The sequence below is a fragment of the Candidatus Neomicrothrix sp. genome (genome assembly GCF_035329545.1).
Classification (GTDB): domain Bacteria; phylum Actinomycetota; class Acidimicrobiia; order Acidimicrobiales; family Microtrichaceae; genus Microthrix; species Microthrix subdominans.
The window spans coordinates 43,107-61,782 of sequence record NZ_DAOLGP010000001.1 but is presented as its reverse complement, the minus strand read 5'-3'; the positions used below and the strand labels follow the sequence as shown (position 1 = coordinate 61,782).

The following is an 18,676-nucleotide window of genomic DNA, read 5'->3' as shown; positions in this document are numbered from 1 at the left end:
TGTACCTGCGCTGCTCATGAGCCGTCTCCGTGGCGTTCGGCGTTCGCTCCGTCTCCACGGGCGCTGTGCTCGAGCACGGCGGCCGCCCGGAACATCGTGGTCTCGCCCAGGGCAGGCCCCAGCAGCTGCACACCGATGGGCAGCCCGGCGCCGTCGGTGCCGAAGGGAATCGACGCCGCCGGGTGCCCGGCCAGGTTGGTGGGGATCGTGCAGATGTCGCTGAGGTACATCGTCAGCGGGTCGTCGGTCTTTTCTCCGAGTCGCCAAGCCGGCGTCGGCGACGTGGGACACATCAACAGGTCGTGGCTCGTGTACACCGCATCGAAGTCGGCTCGCACCTTGGTGCGCACCTTCTGGGCGGTGGCGTAGAAGGCGTCGTAGTAGCCGGCCGACAGGGCATAGGTACCCAACATGATGCGGCGCTTCACCTCATCGCCGAAGCCCTGCGTGCGGGTGGCGGTCATCATGTCGGTCACGTTGGCCGCCTCCACCCGATTGCCGTACCGCACTCCGTCATAGCGGGACAGGTTGGACGACGCCTCGGCGGGGGCGACGATGTAGTAGGCCGACAGACAGGCGGAGATCGATGGGATCGACACTTCCTCCACTATGGCGCCGGCGGCCTCCAACGCCTGGGCGGCAGCCCGGATGCGGGCGACCACCTCGGGGGCGATGCCCTCACCCATCAGCTCGGAGATGACGCCCACCCGAAGGCCGTCGACGCCGTCGTCCAAGTGCTTGCTGACGTCGGGTGCCGGCCGGTTGAGCGATGTCGAGTCGCCCGGGTCGTGCCCGCCGATCACCTCGAGCAACAGCGCGGCGTCGGCGACGTTGGCGGCGAACGGACCGATCTGGTCGAGTGATGAGCCGTAGGCGACCAGGCCGACCCGAGAGACGGTGCCATAGGTGGACTTCACGCCCACCACCCCGCACAGCGAGGCGGGCTGGCGGGTCGAACCGCCGGTGTCCGATCCGAGCGCCAGGGGCACCATGCCCGAGGCGACCGCTGCGGCCGAACCACCCGAGGAACCACCGGGCACCCGCTCCCGGTCGTGGGGGTTGCGGGTAGGTCCGAACGCCGAGTTCTCGGTCGAGGAGCCCATGGCGAACTCGTCGAGGTTGGTCTTGCCGACGCTGATGGCACCGGCCGCGCTGAGGCGCTGGACGACCGTGGCGTCATAGGGCGGCACCCAGCCGGCCAGGATCCTGCTGGCGCAGCTGGTGGGCACGCCGCGGGTGACCAGGTTGTCCTTCAGCGCGATGGGCACGCCGGCAAGGGGGCCGGGGTCATCGCCGGCCGCCACCTGGGCATCGACTGCGTCGGCGGCGGCCCGCGCTTCGTCGGCGGTGACGCACAGGAAGGCGTTGAGGTCGGCGTTGGCCTCGTCGATGGCGGCGAGCGACTCGTCGATCACCTCGCGAGCGGAGCGTTCGCCGGCCCTGACGGCCGCAGCGGTCTCGAGTGCTGATCCGGCGCTCATGAGCCTTCCCCCAGGATGGAGGTGACCCTGAACTTGCCGTCCTCCGACGCGGGTGCTGCGGCCAGCACCTCGTCGCGGTCCAGCGTGTCACCGGGAACATCGGCCCGAAGCACGTTCTCCATCGCCACCGGCGTGCCCAGCGGCTCGACGCCATCGAGGTCGATCGACGACAGGTCGGCGGCATGGTCGAGGATGTCGGCCAGCTGGCCCGTGAAGGTGTCCAGCTCTGCCGGGGTCAGCTCCAACCGGGCGAGGGCCGCCACCTTGGTGACGTCGTCGGTGGTGATGGGTGATGGTCCGTCATCGGTGGTCACAGGGTGGGCTCCTTCATGCATTTTCACGAGCTTCGGCGTGCAGAGGTCGTCGGCCGCCGGTCCGGGGCGGTCGTCGATCAGCCTGCGATGGTACCGAGGGCCGGACCCAGGCCGGGAATGGGCGGGTCGGCCGGTCGTACGTCCCATCAATCGGTCAAGGACCTACGGATGTCTTTCAACACGGCGATGAGGTGCAGATCGTCGGTCGGCGAGCGCTCCGGGACGCCTTAGCTGGTCGGCGCAGGTTCAGGACAGCAACTGCGTATAGCCGGGCACGTCGTGGGGCGGGGTGGCGAGGTACACCTTGGCCTCTGGGCTGCCCGAGAATTTGCCGTGACTCCAGCGCAGCTCCACCCGACCCTCGACGGTGCGCCGACCATCGGCCGGCTCGAAGGGCAGCGCCTGCGGTTGCTGGGGTCCGCCGAACGACCCGTCCTCCTCGAGTAGGTCCCGACGGTCGCGCACCTCCGCCCGCCAGCGAACGACCGCCTGACCGGCAGGTTCTGCGAACACCTCGAAGGACTCGAGGGCGTAGCGGCGACGAAAGTCCCATGGGGTGTCCACCCGGTAGCGACGCGGCTCGCCCGAGCGACTCTGGCCGAGCACGAAATAGGGCGCCGATTGCAACCGCAACAGCCGCCAGACCATCTCCTCGCGTTGGCCAGGCGTAGCGAGCCCCGCACGCCAGCGCTCGGCCGTCGCCTGCGCCACCTCGCCGGCAAACGATCGGTAGCCCTCGGCCAGGTCGTCTGGCCAAGTTCCCTTGGGTAGGGCCGCCCGCAACGATCGGCGCTGATCCCGATCGAGCTGGGACACCTCTGTCGGAAGGTCCAAGCCAGACCAGGCCACCGTTCGACGGTACAGGTCGCCATAGGCCTCGGGGGCAACCTCGGCGAACCAGTCGACCGTCGTGGGGTGGCGCTTCTGGGCCAAATGGCGGTCGATCAGGTGAGCAGGGCTGACGTTGTGGAGGATGTCCGAGCCGTATTTGCAGCTCACCAGGTAGACGTGGTCGATGCGCAGGTCGGCCGGCACGGTCTCGAAGCCCGGCGGCTTGTGGGGTCCCTTCCACTCGACCCGATGAGGCACCCGGCCCCGCAGGCCCTCGGTGGCGGCGAGGAAGGCGGCTCCGTTGGTGAACGCCGCCCGAGCGAGGGGTCCTAGCACGGGATCGTCGAGGTGATCACCCACCCGGCCGAGCACGGCAGGGGCCACCCCGACCAGCGCCCGGGGCGCAGCGTTGACCCCATGATGCATGTCGCGAAAACCGAGCGTGCCCAGGCCGGTGACGATCTCGGTCAGCTCGGTCCGCAGGTCGGCCACCAGCGGAGGCTAACGGTGTCCCATCCGAGGCGGTCCGTCCGGTAGTAGCGTTGCCCGGGTGACCCTCTACCTCGTCCGTCACGGCAGGGCCGGGAAGCGCGACGACGGTGATCCGTTGGACACGCAGCGGCATTTGGACAACAAGGGCCGCCGTCAGGCGATCTGGCTGGCCGACCGACTGATCGACCAGCCCATCGACGCCGTGTGGTCGAGCCCCCTACCCCGCTGCAACCAGACGGTCGAGCCTCTTGCTGTGACCGCCGGGCTGGATGTCGAGCTGTTCGATGGACTGGCCGAAGGGACCGACATCGACACCTCCTGGGCGGTGATCGCCCAAGGGCTCGAACACAACGGAGACGTCCTGATGTGCAGCCACGGCGACGTCATTCCCGACCTGGTGCGCCGCGCCCAGGGGCGGGGCATGATCGTGCCGGGTCGAGCTGGGTTCACCAAAGGGTCGCTCTGGACCTTCACCGTCGACGACGGTCGCATCGTGCGGGGCGACTGGGAAGCGCCACCGCCCAAATCAGCGCTGCCCGGCTAGCCCACGGCTAGCCCCCGTCTGGGTTCGAACCGCCGGCGGTGGTCTGTGACGGGCCGCTTTCGGGCTGCGTTGTCGAGGTCGGGCTGGTACCGGCGTCAAGGCGTCCCTCGGCCACCTGACGGATCGCGTCGGCGGTTACCTCAGGCGGCAACAGACCGCTCGGCCGCTCCCCCACCTCGTCGAAGCGGTCCAACAACTTGATGGCAAGCTCGGGCCGGTCCTGGGCGTTGGCGATGCCCGCCGACAACAACAGCGCCGTCGGCTCTTCGGGGTCGATCTTCAGGGCGGCGTTGAGGCGCTGCACCGCCCGGTCGTAGAAGACGCCCTGGCCGAGCGCAGTGAACACCAACCCCTGGGTGGTGAGAGCGACGACGTCGTCGGGGTTGGCCTCGATCAGGTCGTCGAAGCACTTCAAGCCGTCGGTGAGGCCCAAGGCGCTCTCAAGGTCGGGCAGGTCCTGGCCGGGGGTCGTTGTCGTCGCCGCTGCCGAGGCGGCATCATCCACGGTTTTCCAGCAGCGCCGAACGTTGTCGGGAAGGTTGGCCTCGGCCACCGCCGACTCCAGGTTCTGGTCCCGCAGGATGGTCACCATGCCCGGGGGCGGGTCGGAGGCCCAGAAGGCATCGAGTTCGTCCTGGGCGGCCTCGGGGTCGCCGGAGCGCAGCGCCACCGAGGCCCGGAACACCCGCACATCGGGATAGCTCGGGTCGACCTTCACCACCCGGTCGAACCGGTCGGTTGCCTCGTCGGTCCGGCCGGCCCGGGCCAGGGCCCACCCGCTGTAGGTGAGGGCCTCGATGTCGTCGGGCCGTTCCTCGACCAGCTGCTCGTAGCAGTCGATCTCGGCGCCGGAGTCGGCTCGCAGCGTGCGACATGCATCGAGGCGTTCGGAGAAGCCGGTGGCCCCCGAGATCGCCCCGCCCGGAGCTCGGGTGCCGGCCGACTGGGCGACGAGAACGCCGCCGACGACCGCCACGATCACCAGCGTGGCGACGACCGCCAGGTTGCCGCGCCGACGCCAGAGGGGGACCTCCGCGCGTTGGGTTCCATCCTCATCGGTGCCGGTGGACGCCTCGGATCGACGCGACCGTTGAGCCGGCCGGGCGGGCGCGTCGAGGCGACGCAGCACGGCGGCCAGGCGCAGCGTGAGGTCGTCGCGAACAGCGTCGGCCTCCTCGGCGTCGAGGTCGCCGGCGGCAGCGTCCTCGTCGAGGCGGAGCAGCGTGGCGAGCAACTCGTCGCGCTCGGCTTCGTCGGCGCGATGCGCAGCGCTGTCGCCCCGGGAGTGCTCGGGCCGCTCGGTACCGGACGGGCCGGTCCCGGGATCCCCAGCATCAGTAGGTCCAGCATCAGTAGGTCCAGCATCGGATGACCCAGCAGCGGTCGGCCCAGCGTCGGAGGGTTCATCCATGGGGCTCACCCCCCGCAAGAAAGTCCTGGAGCGCAGCCTCCACCAGACGACGATCCTCGGCGCTCGGGCGGCTGGCGCTTGTCTGACGGCGCTGACGGACGGTCAACACCGCGCCGGCGATCGCAACCGCAACGACGACGATCGGCAAAATCCACACCAGCGAGTTCACCCCGGATGCCGACGGGTTCAACAAAACGTCGTCATAGCGGGACGAGAAGTAGCCGAGGATCTCCTCGTCGGTGTCGCCATCGTCGACCCGCGTGCGGATGTCCTCACGGGCGTTGACGGCGAAGTCACTCTGCGACCCGGCGACCGATTCGCCCACGCAGGTGACGCACTTGATCTGGCCGGCGAGCGCCTGCACGCGATCCTCGCCCTCCGTCGGCCGGCGCCCGAACGCGCCGATCACCAGCGCCACAACGACGACGAGGCCGAGGAGGCCCCAGGCGATCGACCGCCACTTCCGCGCCGGCGTGCGCACCTCAGCCATCGTTGCCGACCTGAGCGCTCGCCCCGCTGGCCGCCGCGATCAACCGATCGATGTCGTCGGCCTTCACTCCGCCGGCGACCTTGGCGACGATCACGCCGCTCGGCGCCACCACGTAGCTCTCCGGCAACTTGACCACCCCGTAGTCGAGGGCGATCGATGAGGTGTCGCCGACCGCCACCGGCCAGTCGCCCCCGTTCTCGGCGAAAAAGGCCTTGAGATCGGCAGGCTCGTCCTGGAAGGCCACCGAGATCACATGGGCGTCACCGGGCGCGGCGTGCTGCTCGGAGAACCGCACCAGCTCGGGATGCTCGACCTGACAGGGCACGCACCAGGTGGCGAAAAAGTTCACCAGTACCCAGCTACCCCGGTAGTCGCGCAGGTCGACCGTGTCGCCGTCGAGCGTGTCGGCGACGAGGGGCGGCGCTTCGGCCCCGACCAGCGGCGAGCTGGCCGATTCCTTGGGGTCGTCGCTGCGCGTGGTCGCCACGATCAACACGCCGAACAGCAGCGCCATCACTCCCGCGACACCCAGCGCCACCCGGCGCACGTTGGTCCGGGGTGGCTCCGACCCCCCTACGGTCGCGTCCGGGGAACCCGGCCGCGCGGTCGTGCTCACGGGGCCGGAGGCTCGGCTGCGCCCACGCCGATCGGTTCGGCGTCGGCGTCCACCGGATCGTCGATCGGACCCCCCTCGATGGGAGCGCGCCCTGCCGGTCCATCATCGACCGTTGAGATGCCGCGACGCCGGGCCCGGCCCGCCTCCGGAACGGCGGCCATCGCCGTACCGATCACCATCACCATGCCACCGATCCACAGGAACGACACACCGGGCTGGATGATCACCCGCAGCGTGATGCGGGGCTCGGACTCGGTCGGCGGAGCCGACACGGCCAGGTAGATGTCGCGACGCAGGCCGGTCTTCACCGACGGCGTGCCGATCACCTGGCCGCTGGAGGCGAAGCGGGTGACCTTGGGCTCGTACACCTGGTCGTCGATGCGAACCGCCATCGTGTACTCGAGCCCCTGGGGCAGGTCGCGCTGGACGACGCCCTCGTAGGTGAGCGTATGCCCCGCCAGCTCCACCGTGTCCCCCTCGGACATCGTGAACTGGCCATTGCTGGCGTAGGCGGAACTCACGGTGAAGGCCAGCGCGACGACGACCAGCCCCAGGTGCACCACCATGCCGCCCGAGGACCGACCGAAAAGCCCGCTGACCCCGTGGCGGCGCACGGCGAGGATGAGGTGCCGCACGGCGGTACCCCCGGCAAACCCGGCCAGCCCGATCGCCACCAACGGCATCAGGCCCCTCGCCCCCAGCACCAGGGCGATCACCAGCGCTGCGGCACCGCTCCAGGCCGGCCACAGCAACCGTCTGGACAACAGCTCCGGGGCGGCGTTGCGCCAGGGCAACACGGGCGCCACCGCCATCAACGCGAGCAGGCCCAGCCCGATCGGGCCCGACATCCGCTCAAAGTACGGCTCACCGATCGACAGGGTGCCACGGTTGAGCGCCTCGACGACCAGGGGAAATGTCGTGCCGAGCAACATGACGAACGTGAAGGCGGCGAAGAGGATGTTGTTGGCCAGCAGCGCCCCCTCTTTGGACATGGCCCGATCGATCCGGCCCTCGCCCCGCAACAGATCGCCCCGCCAGGCGATCAGCCCGATCGACAGCGCCACGACCATGCCGAACGCGCCGAGCAGCATCGGGCCCACCGTGCCCTCGGAGAAGGCGTGCACCGAGTTGACCACGCCGGACCGGGTGAGGAAGGTGCCGTAGATCGTCAGCGCGAACGTCGAGCACAGCAGCGCCAGGTTCCAGACCCGCAACATGCCCCGACGCTCCTGGACCAGCACGGAATGCAAGAAGGCGGTCCCGGTCAACCAGGGCATGAACGACGCGATCTCGACCGGGTCCCACCCCCAGTATCCGCCCCAGCCGAGAACCTCGTAGCTCCACCAGGCGCCCAGGATGATGCCGCCGGTGAGGGCGCCCCAGGCAAGCAGCGTCCAGCGACGGGTCTCGATCAGCCAGCCCTCGCCCAGCCGCCCGGTGATCAGCGCCCCGATGGCAAAGGCAAAGGGCACGGAGAACCCGACGTAGCCCAGGTAGAGCAGCGGCGGGTGGAAGGCGACGAGGATGTGGTTCTGCAGCAGCGGGTTGGGGCCCGGGCCGTCGAACCCGGGCGGCACCGTCGTCGACACGAACGGGTTGGTCGGCCCCAGCAACAGCAGAAAGAAGAACAGGGCGATCGCGAACAGCGTGACCATCGCCCAACCGACGAGCTCGTCGTCGATGCGCTTGCGGAAGCGCCACGCCACCGACGCCAGGTACCCGGACAGGATGATGACCCACAGCAGGATCGATCCCTCGAGCGCCGACCACATCGTCGCCACGTTGAACAGGGGCGGGGTGGCGGAGCTGCCGTGTTCGGCGACGTACTTCACCGAGAAGTCGCGCGTGATCAGGGCCCGCTCCATGGCAATGACCGCTGTGATGGCTCCGGCGAGCACCGCCCAGGCATAGGTGCGCGACGACTGCACCATGGCTGGTCGGTGCCTGATGATGCCGAAGGCGGTGCCGATGGCACCCATGGCCGCGGCAACCATGCCGATCGTGATGCCCAAACGCCCGAGGGCGACGTTGCTCACGAGCGGGAACCGCAGCTCAGCGAGGTGGATCCGTTACTCATCGCCCGGCGTCGCGGGCTGCGTCGATCCGGTCGGGGTTTTCCTCGTCGTAGTTCTCGTCATGCTTGATGACCAGCCGCTCGCTCTGGAACACGTCGCCCTTCCAGCGGCCTTCGGCGACCACGGGAATGTCGGTGTTCTCGAACAGTGCCGGTTCGCTGCCCGAGTGGGCCACGCTGGCGGTGGCACCGTTGTAGGTCAGGTCGAACGAGACGCCGTTGGGGGTCTTGGTGACGCTCTCGGGTATCACCGACCCCTGCATGCGGAACGGCTGATCACCCAGCTCGGCTCGCTCGGCCACCGCCTCGTCGACGTTGCGGAAGAACATCGTGGCGTCGGACAGACCCATCACGACGGCGACAACCAAGCCAACGAGCACGACGACGCCGACGAAACCCCAGGCGCGCCGACTGGACCGGCTGCGGGGCGGGACGGCATCGTCGGGGCCGGTTCGGGGGGTGAGGTCGAGCGAGTTGTCAGCCATGGGACGTCCCATCATGGCCCCCCTGGACGAGGAAACGACGTCGCTCGGGTGGCACCTCGCGGCTCAGCCGGCGACCTCGCCGTACGAGCACCGCCGCGTACACCCCGAAGGTGCCGAAGGTCACCGCAAACGATGCCCAGATCAGGGGCCACGGGTCGGCACCGGTGATCTGTTGGGCCAGGAATGCGCTCACGATTTTGCCTCCTCGGCTGGGGCAGTGGTGACCCCCTGGGATGGGCGCTCGACGCCATCGGCAGCCGACGCAGCCTCGGCACGACGGGCGTCGATCGCCTCGGTCAACCCGCCCTCTTCAAGTTGGAGCGTCAGCCATCCGACGCGGAACCGGTGGATGAGAAGCCAGGCCGCCAGGGCCATGCCGACGCTCAGGCCCAGAAACAGCGTGAACAGCTGCAGGCCGCCCATCGACGGGTCGAGCTCACCGAAGAGCGTCGAGCCCTGGTGGTAGGACCGCCACCAGTCGACCGACTTGTGCACGAGCGGGATCAACAGCGCCGAGCCGATGCCGAGCACGGCGGCTCGGGTGGCCCGGGTCGTCGGGTCGAGGATCGACCCGCGGAGGGCGACATATCCCAGGTAGGCGAGGAACATCACCAAGGTCGAGGTGAGCCGGGCGTCCCAGTCCCAGTAGACGCCCCAGGTGATGCGACCCCAGAACGACCCGGTGAGCAGCGTGAGGCCCAGGAAGATGAGCCCTACCTCAGCGGCGGCCGCTGCCAGCTGGTCCCAGAACCGGGACTTGCGCCACAGCCACATCGCCGAGCCGATGGCGTTGACGACGAACAGCAGGTAGGCCGCGGAGACGGTGGGAACGTGGACGTAGATCGGTCGCATCCGCTCGCCCAGGTCGACGTCAGGCTTGGTGACCGCCAGGCCGAGCACCGCCAGCAGCACACCGCCGACGACGACGAAGACGCCGAGCACGCGGGTGGCGGTCGAGCCGGTGCCCTGCGGAGCGTCGGTGCGGACATCGGCGGCCGGACCGGTTCGAGTAGCTGTCATGAATCCTCCATCAGCGGCCGGTAGGCCAGCACGCCAAGCGACACATAGCTGAGTGCAAACACCCCGAGCAATGCCACCCAGGGCCATCCGCCGGTTCCGTCGGAGCCACCCAACGCCACGTCCGTGGCACGGGTTGCACCGATCAGCACCGGGGCGAGCACCGGCAACATCAACAGGGGAATGAGGCTTTCCCGTCCCCGGGTTGTCGAGGCGAGCGCCGCCAGCAGCGTACCGACCGCAGCGATGCCTGCCGTGGCGGTCACCATCGTGGCGATACCGAGCGCCGGCCCCGACAACGGCGTTCGGTAGAGCACCGCCATCGCCGCCACCAGGACCGCTTCCAACACGAGCAGCTGCACGGCGACGGCGATCCACTTGCCGAGGAACATCGCCATCGGGGCGATGCCGGACAGGCGCAGCGCGTCGTCCACTCCGGGTTCGATCTCGAGTGCGGCCGAACGGCCGACGGTCAGGACGGCGGCAAAGGTGACGGTCACCCAGAACAGTCCTGGCGACACCTCGATGAGCAGGCGGCTCTCGGCATCGAGGGCAAAGGCCATGACGACGAGCACGAGCACGCCGAAGGGCAGCACCTGGGCCAGCCCCACCCGGGACTTCGCCTCGAGGCGCAGGTCCTTGCCGGCGAGGAGGGCTACATCTCGAAAAACACGGCGGGTCGCGTCAGCCATCGGTCACCGCCGAGTCGAGCCGAGCCCGATCGGGCAACGGGTCAGCAGGCAACGGGTCAGCAGGCAACGGGTCAGCAGGGTTCGGGTCGGCGACGACGACCCCTCCGGCGACGGTGACGATCCGGCCGGCGACGGTGCGGGCACGATCGAGTTCGTGGCTTGACATCATTACGGTGGCCCCAGCAGCCGCCGCCTCTCGGATCAACTCGTCGGTCAGGTCCCGTCCAGCCCGGTCGAGGCCGGCGTGGGGTTCGTCCAGCAGCCACAGCTCCGGACGGCGCAAAACCAGCGCGGCCAGGGCGGTCCGCTTGCGCTGACCCTCGGAGAGCCGTGCCACCGCCAGGTCGGTCAGCCGACCGCCAAGCCCGAGTCGATCGATGACGACGTCGAGGGCGGAATCGTCGGGGCCGAGATCGATGCCGGCCGCCTTCGACCAAAAGCGCAGGTTCTCAGCGATGGTCAGGTCCGGGTACAGACCTGACCCATGACCGAGGTATCCCACCCGACGACGCACGGTCGTGGGGTCGGCCACCAGGTCGGAACCGAGCACGACGGCGGTGCCCTCGACGACCGGCACCAAACCGGCACACACGCGCAGCAACGTGGTCTTGCCGGCGCCGTTGGGCCCCTGCAACAGAACGACCTCACCCTGCTCAAGCGTCAGATCGACACCGGCCAGCGCCGGGAACCTGCCCAGCAGTGCGACCGCCGAGGAGAGCTGGACAACGGGGGCCATGGACAGTCCATCGTAGGCGTCGAGCGCCCACCGACCTCAGCGGGGCCTGAGAACGGCGTCCGAGCCTGTGCCTTCCGCTCCGGTGGCCCACCTAGAGTTGAAACGATGTTGGCCCGCTTCCTCTCCGGCTTGGGTAAAACGATGATCTCGCTCGGCGTGATCACCTTTCTGTTCGTCGCGTTCCAGCTGTGGGGTACCGGGCTGGAGGAATCGAACGCACAGAACGAGCTCGCCGGCCAGCTGACCTCCGACTCGGCAGCGGCCGACCAAGACCTCGGCGAGGTCGCAGCCAGCCTGGGCAAAATCGACCCGGCCGACACCAAAGAACTCCCCAAGCCGGAAGAAGGGGAAAGCCTGGGCATCATCCAGTTCAAGCCGAACCTCAATAGGGCGGGCATCGACATGCGCAAGGTGTTCGTCGAGGGCACCGACAAGGACGACCTCAAGAAGGGTCCGGGGCACTACCTGGGGACGCCGTTCCCGGGGCAGAAGGGCAACGCGTCGATCGCCGGTCACCGGGTGACCTACGGCTCACCGTTCCACCGCATCGACGAGCTGGTGCCGGGTGACCTGATCAGCGTGTTCACTCGCCAGGGCGAGTTCACCTACCGGGTGCTGCCGCCGCCGGCCGACTTCTCCGGCGAGAAGGGCCCGGCCCACTGGATCGTGCCCCCCTCGGACGTATCGGTACTCGAGGACAAGGGCGACAACCGCCTGACGCTCACCGCCTGCCACCCCAAGTACTCCGCCGCCGAACGGATCATCGTCGCGGCCGAGCTGGTGGGCAACCCGGCGGCGACGACCAAGGGCAACCAGGCCAAGGGCACCGAGGTGGCCGGTGAGGCCGGCGTGGAGTTGGCGGAGGGGGCGACCGACCAGCTGGACGATCTCGGTTGGCATCCCGAGCACCTGCCCAAGGTTCTCGCCTGGACCGGCGCCACCTTCGGCATCTGGTTGGTGGCCTTCGGCGTCGGGCTGTTCGTCGGTTCCAAACGCTGGATCGTCTACCTGGTGGCCCTGCCGCCGTTCGCCTTCTGCCTGTGGTTTGCGTTCACCTGGATCAACAACTGGATTCCCAGCCTGTGACCCCGGGCCTGCGATGACCGGAGGACCAATGCGGAACGTGGCGGCCCTCGTGGCGTTGAGCGCTGTGCTGCTCACCGGCTGCGGCGGTGGGGGCGACGCCGTGCCCATCCCGCCGACGACCGAGGCCACGACGACGACCGAGGCCAAGCCGACCGAGCGCGACCTGTCCCAGCCGGCGGATGGAGCGGTGCCGGGCGGGGTGGAGAACCTGGAGCTCGGCGACTGCTATGACCCGGCGCCCGATCCGAGCCAACGCGACATCATGGTGCTGCTCCTACCCTGCGAGCAGGCGCATCAGTACGAGGTGTACGCCACGGACAGCTTCAACGAGGGCCTGTCCGACGGCTACCCGGGCGACGACGCAGTGCGAAACTTCGCCGAGGAGCGTTGCTTCGAGCGCTTCGAGGGCTTCGTCGGCCAGGTGTGGCGCGACTCCGATCTCGACATCGAGACCTGGTTTCCCACGTCGGTCTCGTGGGAGAAGGGCAACGACCGCAAGCTCAGCTGCGTGCTCTTTCACCGCAGCCAGGCGGACCTGACGGGATCGATGGAGGGCTCCGGCGTCTAGGCGGCGTTGTCCCGGGGCGGTGTTCGTCAGGTGGTCGGACCCTTGCGCTTCACGCAAGGCCCGCAGCGTCAGCCAGGGTGATCGGAACTCCTTGATTCGACCCACAATGCACGTTCACCGACCACGTCGACGGCTCACAGGCCCAGGTCGCGTGCCCGGGATTCTGCCGTGCCCTTGAGGACAGCGTCGTCCGAGTCGGAAATGTCCATGACCAGCTGCTTGAGACTCGCATCGCTGTCGGGCATCACGGAACCGATGGCGTACTTCCGCACGCCGACATCCGGATCCGCGAGCAGTCTGGTGAGGACCTGGTCGGCCTCCGGAACTGGGAGCAGGTTCGCGCTGGCCGCTACTGCGACACGGACCTCGCCACGGGGACTGGCGCTCGCCTCGTGAATCGCATCTACGGCCTCCGGCGTCGCGATTCTCGTCAGTGCGTACACCGCACGCGACGCCATCCACGCTTCCTCGTCGTTGAGGAGTTCCACCAGGAGGGGAACTTCGTCGGGGCCAAGGTCGACGTACATTTGCGGGTCACCCTCGATCGAGCTGAGACGCAATCGCAACTCCGGCATGTTCAAGGCCATCTCCATCCCCTTTCAGAAGGCCCGGGTTAGGGGCGAGTCCACCATGGTTGCTACCTCCGTCTGGACGATGTCCGGCGGAGTATCGGTCCATCCGACGTTGGGGAACATCAGGTACCGGCTATTGGTTGTTGGCGATTTGGGCCAGTGACGGAGCCCAAGCACGTGTGCGATTTCATGGGCCACCAGCCACCGGGCTTTCGCCTGCACGACAGCGCATCCCGGCTGGTTGTTCGGGTGGGTCGCACACCCCAGAACGTTGGTCGCGGCGCTGCTATTCAACGTGCGGACGACGTACACGACGAGCTCGTTGGCCCTCACACCGTTTCGGTTAGCGAAGAGCGCATTGTGCTCCGCCGTTGGGTTTCCGCGGGTGCAGGCGCCGACATCGAGGTCGACTACGCCCGCTAGTCTGGCATCAGCACTGAGGTCTTCTGTCGTTCCTCGGTAGGTTGCGACGCCGTAGTCGGCGAACAGGTCCTCCATCGCCTTGTACTGCCTGTCCATGAACGTGGTGAGTCCGGCGGAAGGCGCGACGAGCATCTTGAAGTGGACGACCACGTGGTCGAAGCAGGAGCGGCGGACGCCGAATCGGTTGTCATCGGTCTGCAGGTTCCACCCGCCGAAGCGAGTGCCGTTGGGAGCCATGACCGGCGAACCACCCCCGGGGACGGTCAGCTCGAGCACACCGAGACCCCAAGGGCTCGTAGCGAGCAGTTCAGCCCGCCCGTCCCCGTCGTAGTCCAATGCAGGTCCGTACCGATTGTTGCGGGTGTCGACCACCCAGCCGCCCACGCGGGTTCCGTTGGCGGCCATAAGCGGCGATGTGAACGCCCCGCCGTTCAGCTCGAGTGTGCCGATCCCCCATGGGCTGGACATCAAGAGTTCCGCACGGCCGTCCCCGTCGTAGTCCGCTGCAGGGCCGAAGCGGTTGTTGGTGGTGTCGACGATCCACCCTCCTAATCGGGTGCCGTTGGATGCCATCGTGACCGCTCCGAGGGTGCCGCCGGTGAACTCAAGAATCCCGATTCCCCAAGGGCTGGTCACGAGCAGTTCCACACGGCCGTCTCCGTCAAAGTCGGCCGCAATCCGAAAGAAGTTGTCGCGGGTGTTGAGTAGCCAGCCGCCAAACCTCGTCCCATTCGGAGCCATCATGAGCGGCCGCAAGGTGTTCCCCTGCATTTGCAGAATCCCCACACCCCACGGGCTGGAGACAAAAATCTCGTCCCGTCCATCGCCGTCGAAGTCGCCGACGGGGCCAAACCGGTTATCGCCGGTCTGCAGGTTCCAGCCACCGAATCGCGTGCCGTTCGGCGCCATCATGGGAGCGGCGAGCGTCGACCCAGCAAGCTCCAGGATCCCCACGCCCCACGGGCTCGTAATCAGGAGTTCGGCACGTCCATCACCATCGAAGTCGCCGACCTTTTCAAACCGGTTGTCACCGGTCTGCAGGTTCCAGCCACCGAATCGGGTGCTGTTCGGCGCCATCATCAGGGGTGCGAACGTGTTTTTCCGCTGTTCGAGGACCCCGAGGCCCCATGGGCTGGAGAACACGATCTCCGCCTGTCCGTCTCCATCGAAGTCGCCGACCGGCCCAAACCGGTTATCGCCGGTCTGCAGGTTCCAGCCACCGAATCGGGTGCCGTTCGGCGCCATCATGGGAGCATTGAAGGCGCTGCCCAACATTTCCAACAGCCCGATGCCCCAAGGACTCGACACCAGCAGCTCGGCCCGTCCGTCACCATCGAAATCATCGTGTCGAGACATCTGAATCCCCCCACAGCTCCGAACGCGTCCAGCGTGATGAAGCGGTAACTGCATTATGCGCCTCTGAGCACATACAGTCAACCCGTTTGGCGTCATGAGTCTCGACCAGGACTCGACCCTTTCACCTCCCTGACGGTATTTGTGGCGGACTGGAAGCTTTGTTGGCAGTGCGGGTCACCGGCCCCGAAAGGTCGGGGTCCTCCGCTCGGCGAACGCCGCCCGACCCTCGGCGAGGTCCTCAGAGGCCCAGGCCGCCAGAAATGCCTCCCGGTAGCGGGGGTGGTCGGCGACCGGCTTCTCCAGCAGATCGAGACCCAGCTTGGCGCCGGCCTGGGACAGCGGCGCCAGGGTGGCCATGTCGGCGGCCCACGCCAACGCATCGTCCAGGTCGCCGCGCCGCTGCACCAAACCGAGGCGCCAGGCATCGTCGAAGTTCAACACGTCACCCGCAAGCACCATGGAACGCGCCATCCCCCAGCCGACCGCCAACGTCAAGCGCTGGAGCGTTTGATGGTCCGTCAGCAGGCCAAGCCGCGCCACCGGCACAGCAAAGCGAGCATCCTCGCTCGCTACCCGGAGGTCGACCGACAGGGCCAGCTGCACGCCCAGGCCCATGCACGATCCCGCGATAGCGGCCACGGTCGGGAACCTCAGGCCGACCAGCGCGTCGAGCATGTGGCGCAGACCAACCGTGTAGTCGGGGTCCTCGGTGGTGGTGATGTCGGCACCGGCGCAGAAATGGCCGTCGGTGCCGGTGAGCACCAACACCCGCGGTGCGGACTCGGCGGCGGCGTCAATCGCCTGGTGAAGGGCCTCGACCGCCTCGGCGTCGAGGGCGTTGCGCCGCCGGGGCCGGTTGATCGTGATCAGCTGGACGTCGCCACGGCGCTCGCTGAGCACGACGGCATCTGGGGCCGGCATCTGTTCGGTCGGTTCGGTCACGATCCACTCCAGTTCGGTCGGCGCTTCTCGAGGAAGGCGGTTGTGCCCTCGGTGGCATCGTCGAGCGACGAACCTAGGCTCAACATCGCTTGCAGGTGGGCGAGGGCGTCGGTCGCCGAGGCGTCGACCACCCGGTAGAACGAGTCGCGGCCCAGCGCCATCACCCCGGTCGGCGCCTCCGACAGGCCCCTCGCCAGCTCGGTCGTGGCGCTGCGAAGCTCGTCGACGGCGACCAGACGGGCCACGAACCCGAAACGATCGGCTTCGGCGGCGTCGATGCGGCGGCCGGTCATCATCAGCTCGAGGGCCCGCTTGGGCGGCATCGAACGCAGGAGCGGCACCGAGATCACATAGGGCCAGAGGCCCACGTTGATCTCCGGGGTGCCGAACACCGCGTCATCGGCGACGACGACCAGGTCGCAGGCGAGGGCCAGTCCCATGCCTCCGGCCAGGCAGTAACCCCTGACCGCGGCGATCGTCGGGGTGCCGCTTGCCCACATCGCCTCGAACAGGGCGGGCAGTTGCCCCCGGGACTCATGCATCTCAAAGGCCGAGCCGCCGGTCATCCCCGACAGGTCGGCCCCGGAGCAGAAGGCCCGATCACCGGCACCGGTCAGCACGACTGCGCCCACCCGACGATCGCTACGGACCCGTTCGAAGATCGTCTTCAGGCCGGTGATCATCGCCCAGGTCAACGAGTTGCGCTGCTTCGGACGGTCGAGGGTGACCCACAGCGTGCGCCCGTCGAGCTCGACGGCGAGGCCGTCGATGCCGGCGCCGGGCAGATCGGCGGCGGACGCATCGGTTGCGGGCACGCCGGAGGCGGGTGGTGGCGCCGCTCGGTCGGATCGTCGCTGGTCGGTCGGTTCGCTCACGGTTGCACCGTAACCAGGTCACCGCTTCGGCGCAGCGCTTCGGCCGACGGGTGCCGCCCGCCGGTGTCGGGGTGAACTAGCGTTGCCCCCCATGTCGGCGCTCTTGGCACTGCTGCCCGTGCTGCTCGCCATCCTCCTGGGCATCGGCATCGGGCTGATCGGCGGCGGCAACATTGGAAACCTTCTCCAGTGGCGACCCGCCGCGTGGGAGGTGGCGGTCGGTGCGATCGTCGTCCAAGTGGTCGCCGATGCGTTCGGCTGGACCGGGGTGTTCCCGTTCGTTCTTGGCCTGGCCTCGGTCGCCGCCCTCGTGTACGTGGCCTGGATGAACCGACGCGTCGGAGGCATGGTGCTCGTCGCCGTCGGCCTGGCCATGAACCTCGTCCCCATGCTGGTCAACGGCGGAACTCCGGTCTCGACCGACGCCATGGTCTCCTCCGGCGCCATGACCAAGGCGGAAGTGGGCACCGTCGAGCTGACCGGTCCGCGCCATCTGGCTACCTCCGAAGACCTCGTCACCCCACTCGGCGCGGTCATCCCGCTTCCGTTCGGTCTGGTGATCTCCTTTGGCGACCTGATCGCCCTCGTTGGGGTCACCCTGGTGACCCAGGCCATCCTCCGTCGGCGGCAGGTGCGAATCGGTGGCCCCGCACCGCCAAAGCGCAGCCCACGGGTGACGCTGGCGACCTATCAGGAGGCCCTGGAGACGCTGGGCCAGGGCCCGGCGGACAACACCCATGGGGTGGAGGTCGAGCACGTGTCGATGGGCAGCTCCGGCAACGTCCGCCCGGTGCCGATGCGCACGGCCGACGCGCCAGCCCAACTCGACATGGTCGGGACGCAGGTCGAGGGCATGAGCGGTTCGGACTCCATCGACGACGACGGGAGCGTGATCGTTCATCGCGTCTCCCGGAGCGAACGCAAGGCCGATCCGGATCCCGCCAGCCGACCCCGCCGCCGGGTGGTCCCGACCCAGGGCGACATCCGGCCGGCACCGTCGGGGCTGGGGCCCGACACCGGCGAGTCGGCGGTCGTCGACCTCGAGCCCCTTCCGCCACGCGAGGCCGATCCCGGACCGGACACGATGGGTGACGATGCCGACCTGCCGCCTGGCTGGTCGAGGGCGGTCGATTCCCGCCAGACGTCCGAACCGTGGCCGGACGGAGACCCGGCACCTACTCCGGCACCGACGCCTGCACCGGCACCGGTACCCGCTTCGGCACCTACTTTGGCACCGATCCCTGCAGCTGCACCTGCACCGACCCCACCCTCCCCGGCGCCCCCGCCAAACTCACCTCCAGCGCCCACCGCAGCCCCAGCTGAGGTCACGGCGTCCCGGCCCGCACCCGGCACCCGCCCCGGCGGGGTCCGACGCCGACCAACGATGAACCCAACGCCAGCGACGGTCGCTCCTCCCGTCGAACCGGCGGCTCCGCCACCGGAGCCGCCGCCCGAGCCGGCCGGCGAGCCCGAGGTCCCGGACGACAGCACCTTGACCGCCGAACACGAGGCACTCAAGACGCAATCCACCCCCGCCGTGGTGCCCGAAGACTCGTCGCCGGGCAGATGGCGGGTGCCCGCGTCGGCCAGGGGGCGCCGACCGACGCGCGACGCCGAGAGCTCCTCCGGCTCCGACGACGACCCGTCACCCGCCGACGGTTCCTGATCGGC

At 68.5% G+C, this 18,676-nt stretch carries 19 protein-coding genes and 1 pseudogene; 4 read left to right on the top strand and 16 right to left on the bottom strand.

Going from position 1 to position 18,676, the window contains the following annotated elements:
- Positions 1-14 precede the first annotated feature (14 nt).
- From gatA to PKD89_RS00310, 3 genes are all read right to left on the bottom strand, one after another.
- Positions 15-1,481 carry an Asp-tRNA(Asn)/Glu-tRNA(Gln) amidotransferase subunit GatA gene (gatA, locus tag PKD89_RS00320; protein ID WP_289011277.1) on the bottom strand — a complete coding sequence of 489 codons (1,467 nt, stop codon included), beginning with the start codon at positions 1,479-1,481 and terminating at the stop codon, positions 15-17.
- Complete coding sequence (gene gatC / locus PKD89_RS00315) at positions 1,478-1,795, bottom strand: Asp-tRNA(Asn)/Glu-tRNA(Gln) amidotransferase subunit GatC (RefSeq protein ID WP_287376971.1); 318 nt, start codon at positions 1,793-1,795, stop codon at positions 1,478-1,480. Before gatC ends, gatA begins: the two co-directional genes overlap by 4 nt.
- Positions 1,796-2,041: 246 nt before the next feature.
- Entirely contained in the window at positions 2,042-3,118 is a 1,077-nt protein-coding gene (locus PKD89_RS00310; protein WP_287376974.1) for a hypothetical protein, read from the bottom strand.
- Between the two features lie 58 nt (positions 3,119-3,176).
- Here PKD89_RS00310 and PKD89_RS00305 point away from each other — a divergent pair, with 58 nt between their 5' ends.
- Entirely contained in the window at positions 3,177-3,662 is a 486-nt protein-coding gene (locus tag PKD89_RS00305; RefSeq protein WP_287376977.1) for a phosphoglycerate mutase family protein, read from the top strand.
- Between the two features lie 7 nt (positions 3,663-3,669).
- On the opposite strand, the gene PKD89_RS00300 is transcribed toward PKD89_RS00305, so the two are convergent.
- The 9 genes and pseudogenes from PKD89_RS00300 to ccmA all read right to left on the bottom strand — a co-directional run.
- Positions 3,670-5,073, bottom strand: a complete 1,404-nt coding sequence (locus tag PKD89_RS00300) for a tetratricopeptide repeat protein (RefSeq protein WP_289011276.1) — start codon at positions 5,071-5,073, stop codon at positions 3,670-3,672.
- The gene (locus PKD89_RS00295; RefSeq protein WP_287376983.1) at positions 5,066-5,563 is read right to left on the bottom strand and encodes a cytochrome c-type biogenesis protein; all 498 of its coding nucleotides are present in this window, start codon (positions 5,561-5,563) and stop codon (positions 5,066-5,068) included. Before PKD89_RS00295 ends, PKD89_RS00300 begins: the two co-directional genes overlap by 8 nt.
- Positions 5,556-6,101, bottom strand: a complete 546-nt coding sequence (locus tag PKD89_RS00290; protein ID WP_289011275.1) for a TlpA family protein disulfide reductase — start codon at positions 6,099-6,101, stop codon at positions 5,556-5,558. Before PKD89_RS00290 ends, PKD89_RS00295 begins: the two co-directional genes overlap by 8 nt.
- A 74-nt stretch (positions 6,102-6,175) precedes the next feature.
- Complete coding sequence (locus PKD89_RS00285) at positions 6,176-8,215, bottom strand: heme lyase CcmF/NrfE family subunit (protein ID WP_287389680.1); 2,040 nt, start codon at positions 8,213-8,215, stop codon at positions 6,176-6,178.
- A gap of 37 nt (positions 8,216-8,252) precedes the next feature.
- Positions 8,253-8,738 carry a cytochrome c maturation protein CcmE gene (locus PKD89_RS00280; RefSeq protein ID WP_287376989.1) on the bottom strand — a complete coding sequence of 162 codons (486 nt, stop codon included), beginning with the start codon at positions 8,736-8,738 and terminating at the stop codon, positions 8,253-8,255.
- Positions 8,731-8,931, bottom strand: coding sequence for a hypothetical protein (locus tag PKD89_RS00275; protein WP_287376992.1), 201 nt, complete (start codon positions 8,929-8,931; stop codon positions 8,731-8,733). Before PKD89_RS00275 ends, PKD89_RS00280 begins: the two co-directional genes overlap by 8 nt.
- Positions 8,928-9,758: a cytochrome c biogenesis protein CcsA gene (ccsA, locus tag PKD89_RS00270; RefSeq protein ID WP_289011274.1), complete on the bottom strand. Its 831-nt coding sequence runs from the start codon at positions 9,756-9,758 to the stop codon at positions 8,928-8,930. The genes PKD89_RS00275 and ccsA overlap by 4 nt, the downstream gene beginning before the upstream one ends.
- Positions 9,755-10,447 carry a heme exporter protein CcmB gene (locus PKD89_RS00265; RefSeq protein ID WP_289011273.1) on the bottom strand — a complete coding sequence of 231 codons (693 nt, stop codon included), beginning with the start codon at positions 10,445-10,447 and terminating at the stop codon, positions 9,755-9,757. The genes ccsA and PKD89_RS00265 overlap by 4 nt, the downstream gene beginning before the upstream one ends.
- Positions 10,440-11,126 (bottom strand): annotated as a pseudogene (gene ccmA, locus PKD89_RS00260) (heme ABC exporter ATP-binding protein CcmA); the annotation flags it as partial. The gene PKD89_RS00265 and the pseudogene ccmA, both read right to left, overlap by 8 nt.
- A gap of 162 nt (positions 11,127-11,288) precedes the next feature.
- Here ccmA and PKD89_RS00255 point away from each other — a divergent pair.
- The gene (locus tag PKD89_RS00255) at positions 11,289-12,269 is read left to right on the top strand and encodes a sortase (RefSeq protein ID WP_287377001.1); all 981 of its coding nucleotides are present in this window, start codon (positions 11,289-11,291) and stop codon (positions 12,267-12,269) included.
- A gap of 28 nt (positions 12,270-12,297) precedes the next feature.
- Complete coding sequence (locus tag PKD89_RS00250; RefSeq protein WP_289011271.1) at positions 12,298-12,837, top strand: septum formation family protein; 540 nt, start codon at positions 12,298-12,300, stop codon at positions 12,835-12,837.
- Between the two features lie 134 nt (positions 12,838-12,971).
- On the opposite strand, the gene PKD89_RS00245 is transcribed toward PKD89_RS00250, so the two are convergent.
- From PKD89_RS00245 to PKD89_RS00230, 4 genes are all read right to left on the bottom strand, one after another.
- Positions 12,972-13,424, bottom strand: coding sequence for a HEAT repeat domain-containing protein (locus PKD89_RS00245; RefSeq protein WP_287377003.1), 453 nt, complete (start codon positions 13,422-13,424; stop codon positions 12,972-12,974).
- A 12-nt stretch (positions 13,425-13,436) separates the two neighbouring features.
- The gene (locus PKD89_RS00240) at positions 13,437-15,188 is read right to left on the bottom strand and encodes an FG-GAP-like repeat-containing protein (protein ID WP_287377005.1); all 1,752 of its coding nucleotides are present in this window, start codon (positions 15,186-15,188) and stop codon (positions 13,437-13,439) included.
- A 174-nt stretch (positions 15,189-15,362) separates the two neighbouring features.
- Complete coding sequence (locus PKD89_RS00235) at positions 15,363-16,130, bottom strand: enoyl-CoA hydratase-related protein (RefSeq protein ID WP_289011270.1); 768 nt, start codon at positions 16,128-16,130, stop codon at positions 15,363-15,365.
- On the bottom strand, positions 16,127-17,005 hold the full coding sequence (locus PKD89_RS00230) for an enoyl-CoA hydratase/isomerase family protein (RefSeq protein ID WP_287377012.1): 879 nt from the start codon (positions 17,003-17,005) through the stop codon (positions 16,127-16,129). The genes PKD89_RS00235 and PKD89_RS00230 overlap by 4 nt, the downstream gene beginning before the upstream one ends.
- Before the next feature lie 91 nt (positions 17,006-17,096).
- On the opposite strand from PKD89_RS00230, the gene PKD89_RS00225 reads away from it, so the two are divergent.
- Positions 17,097-18,671, top strand: coding sequence for a DUF5317 family protein (locus PKD89_RS00225; protein WP_289011269.1), 1,575 nt, complete (start codon positions 17,097-17,099; stop codon positions 18,669-18,671).
- The last annotated feature ends 5 nt before the right edge of the window (positions 18,672-18,676 follow it).

Bases quoted from the DNA above. Each gene is read 5' to 3' on its own strand.
- gatA (WP_289011277.1), bottom strand. From the start codon at position 1,481: ATGAGCGCCGGATCAGCACTCGAGACCGCTGCGGCCGTCAGGGCCGGC.
- PKD89_RS00300 (WP_289011276.1), bottom strand. From the start codon at position 5,073: ATGGATGAACCCTCCGACGCTGGGCCGACCGCTGCTGGGTCATCCGAT.
- PKD89_RS00295 (WP_287376983.1), bottom strand. From the start codon at position 5,563: ATGGCTGAGGTGCGCACGCCGGCGCGGAAGTGGCGGTCGATCGCCTGG.
- PKD89_RS00280 (WP_287376989.1), bottom strand. From the start codon at position 8,738: ATGGCTGACAACTCGCTCGACCTCACCCCCCGAACCGGCCCCGACGAT.
- ccsA (WP_289011274.1), bottom strand. From the start codon at position 9,758: ATGACAGCTACTCGAACCGGTCCGGCCGCCGATGTCCGCACCGACGCT.
- PKD89_RS00265 (WP_289011273.1), bottom strand. From the start codon at position 10,447: ATGGCTGACGCGACCCGCCGTGTTTTTCGAGATGTAGCCCTCCTCGCC.
- PKD89_RS00255 (WP_287377001.1), top strand. From the start codon at position 11,289: ATGTTGGCCCGCTTCCTCTCCGGCTTGGGTAAAACGATGATCTCGCTC.
- PKD89_RS00250 (WP_289011271.1), top strand. From the start codon at position 12,298: ATGCGGAACGTGGCGGCCCTCGTGGCGTTGAGCGCTGTGCTGCTCACC.
- PKD89_RS00245 (WP_287377003.1), bottom strand. From the start codon at position 13,424: ATGGCCTTGAACATGCCGGAGTTGCGATTGCGTCTCAGCTCGATCGAG.
- PKD89_RS00240 (WP_287377005.1), bottom strand. From the start codon at position 15,188: ATGTCTCGACACGATGATTTCGATGGTGACGGACGGGCCGAGCTGCTG.
- PKD89_RS00225 (WP_289011269.1), top strand. From the start codon at position 17,097: ATGTCGGCGCTCTTGGCACTGCTGCCCGTGCTGCTCGCCATCCTCCTG.